At 36.4% G+C, this 12,983-nt stretch carries 10 protein-coding genes; 4 read left to right on the top strand and 6 right to left on the bottom strand.

Annotated elements, in window-relative coordinates:
* The first annotated feature begins 2 nt into the window (after positions 1-2).
* The 3 genes from ASO14_RS04215 to ASO14_RS04205 are packed head-to-tail and all read left to right on the top strand — an operon-like array spanning position 3 to position 2,449.
* Entirely contained in the window at positions 3-635 is a 633-nt protein-coding gene (locus ASO14_RS04215) for a GNAT family N-acetyltransferase (protein ID WP_068451839.1), read from the top strand.
* An 18-nt stretch (positions 636-653) separates the two neighbouring features.
* Positions 654-1,298 (top strand): CBS and ACT domain-containing protein, encoded by a 645-nt coding sequence (locus ASO14_RS04210; RefSeq protein ID WP_068451836.1) that lies wholly within the window; start codon positions 654-656, stop codon positions 1,296-1,298.
* Positions 1,268-2,449: an acetoin utilization protein AcuC gene (locus ASO14_RS04205; protein ID WP_068451833.1), complete on the top strand. Its 1,182-nt coding sequence runs from the start codon at positions 1,268-1,270 to the stop codon at positions 2,447-2,449. The genes ASO14_RS04210 and ASO14_RS04205 overlap by 31 nt, the downstream gene beginning before the upstream one ends.
* A 43-nt stretch (positions 2,450-2,492) precedes the next feature.
* Here ASO14_RS04205 and ccpA read toward each other — a convergent pair whose 3' ends face one another.
* Together ccpA and ASO14_RS04195 are read right to left on the bottom strand one after the other, a co-directional pair.
* Complete coding sequence (ccpA, locus tag ASO14_RS04200) at positions 2,493-3,494, bottom strand: catabolite control protein A (protein WP_068451830.1); 1,002 nt, start codon at positions 3,492-3,494, stop codon at positions 2,493-2,495.
* A gap of 116 nt (positions 3,495-3,610) precedes the next feature.
* On the bottom strand, positions 3,611-4,696 hold the full coding sequence (locus tag ASO14_RS04195) for a bifunctional 3-deoxy-7-phosphoheptulonate synthase/chorismate mutase (protein WP_068451826.1): 1,086 nt from the start codon (positions 4,694-4,696) through the stop codon (positions 3,611-3,613).
* A gap of 198 nt (positions 4,697-4,894) precedes the next feature.
* On the opposite strand from ASO14_RS04195, the gene pilM reads away from it, so the two are divergent.
* On the top strand, positions 4,895-7,048 hold the full coding sequence (gene pilM, locus ASO14_RS04190) for a cell division protein FtsA (protein ID WP_068451823.1): 2,154 nt from the start codon (positions 4,895-4,897) through the stop codon (positions 7,046-7,048).
* Between the two features lie 159 nt (positions 7,049-7,207).
* On the opposite strand, the gene ASO14_RS04185 is transcribed toward pilM, so the two are convergent.
* The 4 genes from ASO14_RS04185 to ASO14_RS15170 form a co-directional block, all read right to left on the bottom strand.
* Positions 7,208-7,714 (bottom strand): YtxH domain-containing protein, encoded by a 507-nt coding sequence (locus tag ASO14_RS04185; protein ID WP_068451820.1) that lies wholly within the window; start codon positions 7,712-7,714, stop codon positions 7,208-7,210.
* Positions 7,715-7,731: 17 nt separating this feature from the next.
* On the bottom strand, positions 7,732-8,151 hold the full coding sequence (locus ASO14_RS04180; RefSeq protein WP_068451817.1) for a DUF948 domain-containing protein: 420 nt from the start codon (positions 8,149-8,151) through the stop codon (positions 7,732-7,734).
* 194 nt (positions 8,152-8,345) lie between these two features.
* A complete protein-coding gene (gene murC / locus ASO14_RS04175) occupies positions 8,346-9,644 on the bottom strand; it encodes a UDP-N-acetylmuramate--L-alanine ligase (protein WP_068451814.1) in 1,299 nt (432 codons plus the stop codon).
* Positions 9,645-9,843: 199 nt separating this feature from the next.
* Complete coding sequence (locus ASO14_RS15170) at positions 9,844-12,807, bottom strand: DNA translocase FtsK (RefSeq protein WP_068451812.1); 2,964 nt, start codon at positions 12,805-12,807, stop codon at positions 9,844-9,846.
* Between the last annotated feature and the right edge of the window lie 176 nt (positions 12,808-12,983).

Raw genomic sequence — 12,983 nt, 5'->3', positions numbered from 1 at the left:
CATTGGAACATATTCGTACATTTTATTCTGAAATCATCGATACCTCACGTGGCCCAGTCATAGTAGAAGGTCCTGTATTACCTGAAAATTTAGAAAAAATGACATTTCATGAAGATTTAGCTGCATTTCGTCCAGCACCACAACAATTTAAAGCTATTTTGGGCATCTCAAAGCTACCCGAAGGTCGTATCATTGTGTGCAGACAAGATCAGCTGGTCGTCGGTTATACAACATTTGTTTACCCAGACCCACTTGAACGATGGGCTGAAGGCAATATGGAAAATTTAATTGAGCTAGGTGCAATCGAAGTGATTAATGACTTCAGAGGTAGTGGTTTAGGAAAAGCAATGTTACGTGTTTCAATGTTAGATGACGCGATGGAAGACTATATCATTATTACCACTGAATATTATTGGCATTGGGATTTAAAGAGAACAGGGTTAAATGTATGGGATTATCGCAAAGTTATGGAGAAAATGATGAATGAAGGCGGACTAGAATATTATGCAACAGACGACCCTGAAATTTCTGCTCATCCTGCAAACTGTCTTATGGCGCGTATCGGTAGTCGAGTAGACCGTGCAAGTATTGAAAAATTTGATCGTTTACGTTTTTCAAATCGTTTGATGTATTAAGTAAAGGAGGGAATCATCATGATTGTTGAAAGAATTATGACGAAAGATGTTTTTACGCTTACACCTGAGCATACTTTACAAGATGCTAACCAATTAATGCGTGAAAAAAAGATTCGACATTTACCAATTATTAATACAGAGAAACAACTTGTTGGCTTAGTTGCACAACGCGATATTAAAAATACAATTACGCATTTATTGAATCAAGATGAAGAAAAAAAGATTCTTCAAACACCTATTTCAGAAATTATGACTAAACACCCTTTAGTTGGACATCCACTCGATTTTGTCGAAGAAGTTGCCCTTCTATTTTATGAACACAAAATTGGTTGTTTACCGATTATTAGTCATAAAAAGTTAGTTGGAATCTTAACAGATAGTGATTTACTTTATAATTACATTGAATTGACAGGTGCTACAAAACCAAGTTCACGAATTGATATACGAATTAAAGATGAGGCAGGGATTTTACATGACATTACTGGCGTGATTGCACAATATAATGCAAATATTTTAAGTATCTTACTACACCCAGATATTTCTCCTAATCATCAGGTAATCTCGATTCGTGTAAAAAGCATGAATCCTGTTCCAATCATTCGTGCATTACGTAAGGAAGGATTTGATGTGTTATGGCCAAATACACCAGGAATGGACCTTTAGAACAAGATGCAGTCTTTATTTATTCACCAGAGCAACTTGATTATAAATTTTCAGAAACACATCCTTTTAATCAAAAACGTCTTCAATTAACAATGGATTTACTAAAGCAGATTAATGCACTTCAACCCGAACAAATCAAAACAGCTCGTGTTGCTACGGATGAAGAATTGTTGCTCGGTCATGATGCTGCTTATATTGATATTGTCAAAAGAGCAGGTCATGGTGAATTGCGTAATGGTGAGGGCGAAGTTTACGGAATTGGTACAGAAGATACACCTATTTTTAAAAATATGCATGAAGCAAGTGCCATGTTTGTAGGTGGTACGCTTACAGCTTGTGATTATGTGATGCAAGGCAAAACAAATCATGCACTCAACCTTGGTGGCGGATTACATCATGGTTTTCATGGGAAAGCTTCTGGTTTTTGTATTTATAATGATAGTACAGTTGCCATCAAATATATGCAAAAAAAATATGATGCACGCGTACTTTACATAGATACAGATGCGCATCACGGGGATGGTGTACAATGGAGCTTTTACGATGATCCGAATGTATGTACACTATCTATTCATGAAACAGGACGATATCTATTTCCTGGAACGGGTGCGGTAACAGAACGTGGGAATGGTGAAGGGTATGGCACTTCCTTTAATATTCCGCTCGATGCTTTTACAGAAGATGGCTCTTTTTTAGAAGTCTATGAGACAGCCATTCGAGAAGTCATTGCACACTTTAAACCGGATGTTATTTTGACTCAAAATGGTGCAGATGCACATTATTTTGATCCACTTACGCATCTTTACAGTACAATTAAAACATATGAAGTCATACCAAAAATCGCCCATGAACTAGCTCATGAATTTTGTGAAGGGCGCTGGATTGCAGTTGGCGGTGGTGGCTATGATATTTGGCGCGTTGTTCCACGCGCATGGTCAATGGTATGGCTTGCGATGACGAATCAACAAGTTCCAACAGGCGCTATTCCAAAAGAATGGTTAGACAATTGGCAAAAAGAAGCACCTGTTACACTCATACCTACATGGGAAGATCCTGAAGATTTATATGAACCAATCCCACGTAAAGAAGAAATTACAGAAAAAAATCAGCAAACACTTGAAAAAGCGTTATACATGATTCGCCAAAATTAAAAGACAGGGATCACGAGTATTTGTGATTCCTGTCTTTTATATTTTATGCTTTTGTTGAATTTCGCTCTTCCATACGGTGTGGTAGAACAACTTGTAATTGTTCTGTCTGTTCTTTGTTCATAATTTTTGTGAGTAAACGCATCGATACAGCACCGATATCATACAGTGGTAATACCATACTTGTAAGTTGTGGACGTACCATACGTGCTAATTTTGAGTTTTCAAAACTAATCACTTCAATATCGTCTGGTACAGACTTACCAACATCTTGTGCTGCATGAATAATGCCAATCGCTAACTCATCACTACCTGTAAAATAAGCTGTTGGCGGGTCTGCTAATTCATTTGCATGCGTAAAGTCTTCCATACCACTATCATATGAATCTTCTGCTGCTAATACAAGGTTATCATCCAGTGCAATACCTGCTTCTTCTAATGCTTTTTGATACCCTACAAACTTATGCTCTTTATTAATTGTTGATGTGAATGGTCCCGATACGAAGGCAATACGCTTATGACCGTTATCAATCAATTTTTTCACTGCTTCATATGCTGCCTGTACATAATCAATATTCACAGCTGGAATCTGTTTAGAATCTTCAACAGAACCCGCTAAAACGATTGGTGAAGGTGAATGACTCATTTTGTCTAGAATTGCTTCTGATACATTTTCACTCATCATCACAATCCCATCTACTTGCTTTCCGTACATTGTATCCAATAATTCAATTTCTTTTGCTTCGTTTTGATCAGAATTGGATAAGATAATATTATAACGATACATCGTTGCAATATCCTCAATTCCGCGTGCTAACTCTGCGTAGAATACATTTGAAATATCAGGAATAATAACGCCCACTGTTGTTGTTTTCTTACTTGCTAAGCCACGTGCAACGGCATTTGGACGATATTCTAAACGATCAATTACTTCTAATACTTTTTTTCTAGTTGTAGGTTTTACATTGGGATTCCCATTGACTACCCTAGATACCGTTGCCATCGAAACATTTGCTTCACGTGCAACATCATAAATTGTTACGGTCACCGATGACCCTCCTTTTTCGAACTACTTCTAATCATAATATATTGTGTCAACGATTTTCAACAGCTAGTCAAGCAAAAAAGTGACGATTCAAAGGATTTCGAATCGCCACTTACAAATTATGCTTTAATATCGTGTGTTTTCATGAATGTTTGCAATGTATCATAGAATGCATCGAATGTTTCAAAGTCCATTTGTTGTTGCGAATCTGATAGCGCTACTGCTGGATCTGGGTGTACTTCGGCCATCACACCGTCTGCACCAATTGCAATTGCTGCTTTCGCACATGGTAATAATAAATCACGACGACCTGTAGAATGTGTAACATCTACAAATACAGGTAAATGTGTTTCTTGTTTTAAAATTGGAACAGCTGAAATATCTAATGTATTACGTGTTGCTTTTTCGTAAGTACGAATACCACGTTCACATAAAATAATTTGCTCATTCCCTTTTGACATAATGTATTCTGCTGCATGGATGAACTCATCAATTGTTGCTGCTAAACCGCGTTTTAATAAAACTGGTTTATTCGTTTGTCCTGCTGCTTTTAATAATTCAAAGTTTTGCATATTACGTGCACCAATTTGAATAACATCTACATAGTCTAATGCTTCTTCTAAATGTGTTGGCGTAACAATTTCAGATACAATACCTAGACCGTATTTTTGACCAACTTCTTTTAGAATTTTTAACCCTTCTAACCCAAGTCCTTGGAAATCGTATGGTGATGTTCTTGGTTTGTATGCACCACCGCGCATTAATTTCAAACCTTTTTTCGCAATTTCTGCACCGACTGCATCTACTTGTTCGTAAGATTCTACTGCACATGGACCGAATACAAATGATGGCGCTCCTGTACCAATCGGTTCTCCATTCACATTCACGATTGTATCTTCTTTTTTACGTTTACGAGATACTAGTAATTCTTTTTTCGTATTCGTTTGTTGTAAATCTAATGCTTGTTTGAAAATTTCTTTAAATATATGACTAACCGCACCTTCTGTTAGCGGTCCTTGATTATTTTCTTTAATTAAATCGAGCATGTGACGTTCACGTAAAGGATCAAATCGGTTAACACCTTGCTTTTCCTTTGTTTTACCAATCTCTTCAACTAGCTCTGCACGCTTGTTAATCAAGTTTAAAATCTCTAAGTTAATTTCGTCTACTTGATTTCTTAAGTTCTCTAAAATTTCATGACTCATAACCGTTCTCCTCTCTCCTTACGTATCTAGTACTTCCAGCCCACTGAAATGTATGATACATTTTATGATATACATGTATTATAAGCAATCCATTCTTAAAAGTCACGAACTTTTTCTTTAACGCTTCAACGCGAAAAAGTGAAAAGGTTTTATTTCACAAAATTTCGCAATAATCGAGCAAAGGATGTGTAAACAAAAATGACAGAAAAATTATTCGCACTAGACATCGGAACGCGTTCTGTTGTCGGTATTATATTAGAACAGATTGATGAAGGTTATCATGTTGTTGATTTGATTTCTAAAGAGCATAAAGAGCGCGCAATGGTTGATGGACAAATACATAATGTTGTCTATGTTGCAAATGTCATTTCACAAGTGAAAGCAGAATTAGAAGAAAGGCATGGTCCTCTTACGAAAGTATCTGTCGCTGCTGCAGGTCGTTCTTTAAAAACAGAACAAGCAAGCTCTAAGCTATCCATTCAACATCGCCCTGCACTAACAGAAACGGATATAGACCGACTTGAATTAGCTGCTGTACAAGAAGCACAAGCAAAATTACTAGAACATAAGGAAGATTTAAAAGGGAGCCATTATTATTGTGTTGGCTACTCTGTTCTTTATTATCGTTTAGATGGCGAGGAAATCGGTAGCTTAATCGATCAACAAGGTACAGAAGCTTCCATCGAAGTCATCGCCACATTTTTACCACGTGTAGTGGTTGAATCACTGATTGCTGCTTTAAAACGTGCAAATTTAGAGATGGATGGATTAACTTTAGAGCCGATTGCAGCAATTAATGCACTCATTCCCCCTTCGATGCGACGTTTAAATGTTGCACTCGTTGATATAGGTGCTGGAACGTCCGATATTGCCATTACAGATCAAAGTACAGTTATAGCTTACGGAATGGTTCCAACAGCTGGAGATGAGATTACAGAGGCTTTAAGTGATCATTACTTATTAGACTTCCCTGTTGCTGAAACTGTAAAAAGAGAACTATCTGTTTCAGAACATGTTACGATTACAGATATTTTAGGTTTTGAACAACAAATCCATTCAACTGAAGTAATTTCACATATTCAGGGAGCCATTCAACATCTCTCGACGAATATTGCCCAGGAAATAAAACGTCTCAACTCTGGTCAGTCACCAAAAGCTGTTTTATTAATTGGTGGCGGTAGTTTAACACCAAATATTACAAAAGAAATTAGTCTAGCGCTTGATTTACCTGACCAACGTGTAGCAGTACGTGATTTAAATGCCATTCAAAATTTAACACGAGAAAACCATATTCCAGCTACTCCAGAGTTAGTGACACCAATCGGTATTGCGATTGCTGCACAAAATACACCGATTAAATACATGTCACTTACTGTCAACGAGCAAGTTGTGCGTCTTTTTGAATTAAAAGAAATGACTGTAACAGACGCGCTACTTGCTGCAAATATTGTTGCTTCCAAACTATATGGTAAACCAGGTCTTGCGATGTCGGTTCAATTAAATGGACAGACAATTCATATACCTGGCAATCTAGGAAGTCCAACACGTATTTTAATTAATGGCGAAGAAGCATCTATGAAGGCAACGATTGAAAATGGTGACTTTATTGAATTGATTGAAGGTCAAGATGGTAAACCTGCAACTGCAACAATTGCTGATTTATTAGATGAAGCATCTAATAAAGTTATTAAGGTTAATGATCAAACCTATACCATTTCTTCTACAATTCTTGTGAATGGCGTTCCGGCAAATAAGGACACTGCTTTACAAGAAGGCGATGTCATTTTTGTTTCAACAGATACAACGGTAGAAGAAGCATTACAACAGTTTGGTTTTGAACATAGCGCTCATTACAATGAACCAACTTATTATTACTTAAATGACCAAAAACTTAACATGACTGCTTTTCAAGCTCAACTAACTGTAAATGGTTTAACTGTACAAGGACACCATATTTTACAAGATGGTGACCATATCCTATTACAAGAAGCAATCAAACCTACAGTAGAAGATTTTACAAAGCAATTAAATATGACTTTACTCGATCAATGCCAACTTACATTCCAACATGAAGAAATTGTCTTACAAAGACCGCTATATAATATCTATGTGAATGGACAAGAATGTTCACTCGATACGATCTTATCAATTGGAGATCGTATTCAATTCGTTCAAATCGAATATAGTCAATGGACGTTCCAAGACGTTTTTAAATATACGAATTGGTCGTTACCACGTGATTTCAAAGGAACGTTTGAACTACTTAGAAATGGTGAAAAAGCTCAATTTGATGCACCTGTTTTTGGTGGAGATACGCTTAATCTACAATTAATTCCCACAACACTCGTTTAAATTTGAAGAAGAATTCATAAAAAAGTGATTGAGGCAACACGTTTCATTCTACTTTTTTTAGCATTCGTAAAGAAAAATCGGAACCGCATAACGCGATTCCGATTTTTCTTATAATTAGATCTAGTCGTATTTCATACGTATATCCAATCTACTTTTAAATTAGTGTTGATCTTTTTCTGTTTTTTCATATTCATGAATTGTATTCTCAACAGTTTCCATGAATTCCATTTGATCTTCACCATCTGCAAATGCCGTTCCATCATCTAAAGGTGGTGTAACATTGTTACCTTTTAATGATTTTACTTTATTTACAACTGGTGCTGCTTGTTCCTGTACTTTTTTTACGACAGGTGCAGCTTGCTCTTGCACTTTTTTCGTTAATTCTGAGGATTTTTGTTTTGCTTGTGAAGTGATGTCAGAGCTTTTCACTTTCACGTCATTACGTAAATCTTTACCAGATTTTGGTGCCAAAAATAATGCTGCTGCTGCTCCAATTACACCACCGACGAATGCGCCAATCACAAAATCTTTACTACTCGTACACGATGAGTTATCTTCATAAAGTGCATCTTGTTTTGATACGTATGTTTCGGGTAAATAAAGCGACTGTCCTGTATTTTCTAATTGTTCACGGACTTCACTATAGTTTAATTTTGATCCTGACATGCAAGTTCCTCCTCTATCTAATTAACAACTTTATTTTTCTTCATTTTGTTACGTAGACTTAAAATGGTTGTACCCCATTGTACCACATTCGCAATTTGATCGCGATTTTGGTCAACACTTGTATTAATTGTAGATGTAACATTTTGTACAGTATTGTTTAAACCAGATACAGAATCACCAAATCCTTTTACTGCACCAACTAATGAGTTCAGTTGTTCTGACTTATGTTGAACATCTGCTGCAAGTGCATTTGTTGTATGAAGTAATACTTCTGTTTCCTTTGTAATACCTTGCATCTGACCTTCAATACCTTCCATTGTTTTTGCAACACTAGTTAATGTTCTTTTCACAGAACTTAGTGTTACAGCCAAGCTAATACATAGCACTAATACGGCTATCGCAAAAATAAGTGCTGCGATGTAGAGAATGCTAATCATGCTTTTCCCCTCCTACATGGTAATACTACTCAAATTTCCACAATTTTACGTTACCTAAACATTGTGTGATATCTATATTCTACTATTTTTCTCTAAATCCTTCCAACAATATCATTATCGTAAGCAAATATTCTTTCAAAAAATTTAATACAAAAGAAAAAAAGAGGCTGGAATGACTCCATACCTCTCCTAATTTACACCAATACTTCTTCGAATGCTTTTTGGAATTTACCAATGTCGCCTGCACCCATAAATAAGAATACAGCTTCTTCATGTGCTTTTAAATCTTCAATGTTTTCTGTACGTAATATGTGGCTTCCTGGAATTAATGCTGCTAAATCTTCAATCGTTAATTCTCCTGCATTTTCACGTGCAGAACCGAAAATATCACATAAGTAAACACAATCTGCTCCACTTAAACTTTCGGCAAAGTTCTCTAAAAACGCTTTTGTACGTGAGAATGTGTGTGGTTGGAATACTGCTACCACTTCACGATTTGGATATTTTTGACGTGCTGACTGAATCGTTGCACGAATTTCTGTTGGATGATGTGCATAATCATCAATTAATATTTGCTCGCCTTTGATTGTTTCAGAAAAACGACGCTTTACACCATGATATGTGTTTAATTGCTCTTGAATCATTGTAGCTGGAATACCTTCATACTCACATAGAGAGATAACAGCTAATGTATTTAAAACATTGTGATCTCCGAATAATGGAATATGGAATTGACTATAAAACTCATTACGAACGAATACATCAAATGTCGTACCTGTCGTATCTTTTTCAAGATTGCGTGCTTCAAAGTCATTTTCAGAGCCAAAGCCATAATAAACAACTGGAACATTTGCTTGAATACGTTGTAAGTTTTCATCGTCACCACATGCAATGATGGCTTTTTTCACTTGTAGTGCCATCTCTTGGAATGCACTAAATACATCGTCAATACTTGTATAATAATCTGGATGGTCAAAATCAATATTTAACATAACCGCATAATCTGGGTGGTATGCTAAGAAATGACGACGGTATTCACACGCCTCCATTACGAAGTTTTTTGCATCTACTGCTCCTCGTCCTGTACCATCACCAATTAAATAAGATGTCGGTTCATTACCTGCTAGTACATGTGCCATCAAACCTGTTGTAGATGTTTTACCATGTGCGCCTGTAATTGCTACAGATGTATATTTTTCAAGATAATTCCCTAAAAATTCATGGTAACGAATAACCTCGACACCTAATTCTTTTGCACGCACAAGTTCTACGTGATCATCTGGAAAAGCATTTCCTGCAATGACGGTCATACCTTCTTCAATGTTATTCGCATCGAAAGGTAACACACGAATACCACGTTCATGTAGTGGCTCCTCAGTGAAGAAATGTTTTTCTATATCAGATCCTTGTACCTTCTCACCAGAATCAAATAAAATTTGTGCTAATGAACTCATACCAGAACCTTTAATTCCAGTAAAATGATATAATGTCATGTTGAAACCTCCTGAGAGTCTGTTTTTCACTCTCTTTTTTTCATCGTTCTTAATTGTTATTTACAGTAATAGATTCATTGATTTTTCAAAACATCTAATATTATAGCACGAAACGAATCATTTCAAAAACTTCCGTTCATTTTACTTCCATATACCTATATTTCGCGAAACTTTTCAACATATAAGAGTGATTTTCGTATTACTGTTGGAAGATTGAATCGACTTGGTCTGGTGTTAAAAATACTTCACGTGGTTTCGTGCCTTTTGCTTCTGACACAAAGCCGTGAGCATCCATCATTTCTACTAATCGTGCTGCTCGGTTATAACCAATGCGATATTTACGTTGTAAAGATGAGATGGATACACTACCTTCTTCTGCAACTGAACGACAAACTTCCTCAAACAATTCATCTTGCTCTTCTGCCTGTTCTACTTTTTGAACAAGCTCCTCTGGTGCGAAAGCATAATTTGGTTTGCCTAATGAACGAATATATTCTGTAATTTGTTCAATTTCCTCATCTGTTACAAACGTTCCTTGTAAACGAACCGTATCTGATTTACCATACCCTAAATACAATAAATCACCGCGTCCTAAAAGACGTTCTGCACCTTGTGAGTCAATAATTGTACGTGAATCAATTTGAGATGATACAGAGAATGCTATACGTGTTGGGATATTCGATTTAATTAATCCTGTAATGACATCAACAGATGGTCTTTGTGTAGCAAGTACTAAATGAATTCCGCATGCACGTGCTTTTTGTGCAATACGACAAATCGATTCTTCTACTTCTGCTGGAGCCATCATCATTAAGTCTGCTAACTCATCAATTACTATAACAAGATACGGCATTTTTAATGAGAATCTTCTTTGTTCTTCAACGATTTCATTATAGCGTGTAATATGACGAACCTTCATATGATGGAATAATTGATAACGACGTTCCATTTCATCTACTGCCCATTTTAATGCGGCTGTCGCTGCTTTTACATCTGTAATTACAGGACTCACTAAATGAGGTAGTTCATCGTATACAGCTAACTCAACAATTTTCGGATCAATTAACATCAGCTTGACATCTTGTGGACTCGCCTTCATTAACAAGCTAATTAAAATAGAATTAATACAGACGGACTTACCTGAACCAGTCGCTCCAGCAATTAATCCATGTGGCATTTCACTTAAATCAAATGTTACAGGTTGACCTGTAATATCGAGTCCTAAAGCTACTTCCAAATCTTTGTTAGAATCTCTAAAACTGTTATTACCCACAATTTCCGATAGTCTAACCGGTCTTGCTTTTGCATTCGGTATTTCAATACCAATTGAACGTTTTCCTGGAATTGGTGCTTCAATTCGAATATCACGTGCAGCAAGTGCTAACTTTAGATTATCCGAAAGATTTTTAATTTTACTTATTTTCACGCCATGACCAACTGTAATTTCAAATTGTGTAACAGTTGGACCTTGTACGATATTTTCAATTTCTGCTGGAACATTAAACTCTGCTAAAACTTCAACTAATAACTGTCCCTGTTCTTCCATCCACTCTACATCAGCTTGTTGAAATTCTGGTTCACGTAATAACTGCAATGTTTCATCGTAAACTTGCCATTCGATTTTTTCTTGTACTTCTTCTATTACATTTGCCTCAATTGTGCTTGGTAAGGGTAACTCCTCTTCTAAAACTTTGGTGGGTGAATCCTCATCTTCTACTTTTACAGAATCTTCTGTAGTTCGCTTTACTGACGGTACAGCATAACGATTTGTAGGTGCTTTGGAATCTTTCCAGCTTGGTAGAACGATTTCCTTCGCCTGTGCTTGCTGTAACTTTTCTTTGTCTGATTTCAACATAACCACATTAATTGGTGTCTTACTTCTTTCTCTTACTGGAGTTTCTATTGGCATCTGAGCTGGTACAAGTTCTTGTACTTCTTCTCGCTCTGGTTCTTGCTCTGTTACGAGTTCTTGTACTTCTTCTCGCTCTGGTTCTTGCTCTGTTACGAGTTCTTGTACTTCTTCTCGCTCTGATACTTGTTCTTGCACAAGTTCTTTTACTTCTTCTCGCTCTGGTTCTTGTTCTTGTACCAGTTCCTCTACTTCTTCTCGCTCTAGTTCTTGTTCTTGTACCAGTTCCTCTACTTCTTCTCGCTCTAGTTCTTGCTCTTGTACCAGTTCCTCTACTTCTTCTCGCTCTGACACTTGCTCTGTTACAAGTTCTTGTACTTCAGCTGTTGCTAACTCGATTGTTTCTTTCTCTTGAACTAGCAATGCTACTTCTACTTCTTCCACTACTTGTTCAGAAGGTGAGATTATCTCAACAGCTTCATTTGTTGTAGTGACTTTTGCTACTTCATCTATTTGAATTGTTTTAGGCTGTTCATGTACTTTAGATTCCAATTTTGGTAGTGTCACTAGAATTTCATCGTGCTTTTTAATCGTTAAAGATTCTGACTTTTGTTCAGTAGGCTTTGGCGTAGTTGGAACAGACATGCGACTCGCTTCTAATCTTTCCTCTCTACGCACACGATTTTGCACTAATTGATCTGCCAATGTGCCACGATTTTTCTTACGTTCTGCTTGTAATCGCTCCTGTACCTTTCGCTCATATGGCGTAAGTGTTGATGGCTTTTTAAATCCAAACACTGGTGATGGTACATCACTTGGTACAAACCGTTTTTTCGGTTGTACCGCTGGCTCGATTGGCACTGGTGTTTTATTTAATTGTGGTTTCACTACTGGTTCGTCTTTTATCTCTACTTTTGTAGTAGGCGTACTTGATTTTTTAAATGGATTATAGTGTTCACGTGACATACCATGTGCAACGTGTTGTGAATTACCTGGCGCTGTAAAAGGTGAGTAATGCTCTTTTGAACTTACTGGCGTTGTTCCTCTATTTAAACGTAATGGTTTAGATTCAACTGCTGGTTGTTCAATTAATTGATTCACTTCATTTGAATGAGTAGAAGAATCCGTAACAACATCGTCTATTAATGGGAATCGAAAGTTACCTTTAGATGTTTTCGGCTGTTCTTCTCGTTGTTGCTCTTCATAGGTTTCATAAGAAAAGTCTTCTTCTGCTTCTTCATATGTATTTCGATCATACATCTCTTGTCCATCTTCATCTGTTACTTTATTAAAAAGGTTTTTAAACCATTTCATATCCAATCAACTCATTTCCAAATAATTGACTTTATTTTATCAGTTATAAAGCAGATGGTGCAACGTTCACACAGAATTTAAACATCTTTTTTCCCAATAAAGTAATCTTTTTTGTAATTTTCATCTTTTTTTCATAAAAATTAGCATGCTCAGACAAAAACTTTTATATACAAAAA

Origin of the sequence: Kurthia sp. 11kri321 (genome assembly GCF_001534765.1) — a bacterium.
Lineage (GTDB): Bacteria > Bacillota > Bacilli > Bacillales_A > Planococcaceae > Kurthia > Kurthia gibsonii.
The sequence above is the reverse complement of the archived record's forward strand: the minus strand, read 5'-3'. Positions and strand labels throughout refer to the sequence as shown.

Coding starts and splice junctions, on each gene's coding strand:
- ASO14_RS04185 (WP_068451820.1), bottom strand. CDS start 7,714: ATGTCAGGATCAAAATTAAACTATAGTGAAGTCCGTGAACAATTAGAA.
- ASO14_RS04210 (WP_068451836.1), top strand. CDS start 654: ATGATTGTTGAAAGAATTATGACGAAAGATGTTTTTACGCTTACACCT.
- ASO14_RS04180 (WP_068451817.1), bottom strand. CDS start 8,151: ATGATTAGCATTCTCTACATCGCAGCACTTATTTTTGCGATAGCCGTA.
- pilM (WP_068451823.1), top strand. CDS start 4,895: ATGACAGAAAAATTATTCGCACTAGACATCGGAACGCGTTCTGTTGTC.
- ASO14_RS15170 (WP_068451812.1), bottom strand. CDS start 12,807: ATGAAATGGTTTAAAAACCTTTTTAATAAAGTAACAGATGAAGATGGA.
- ASO14_RS04205 (WP_068451833.1), top strand. CDS start 1,268: ATGGCCAAATACACCAGGAATGGACCTTTAGAACAAGATGCAGTCTTT.
- ASO14_RS04195 (WP_068451826.1), bottom strand. CDS start 4,696: ATGAGTCATGAAATTTTAGAGAACTTAAGAAATCAAGTAGACGAAATT.
- murC (WP_068451814.1), bottom strand. CDS start 9,644: ATGACATTATATCATTTTACTGGAATTAAAGGTTCTGGTATGAGTTCA.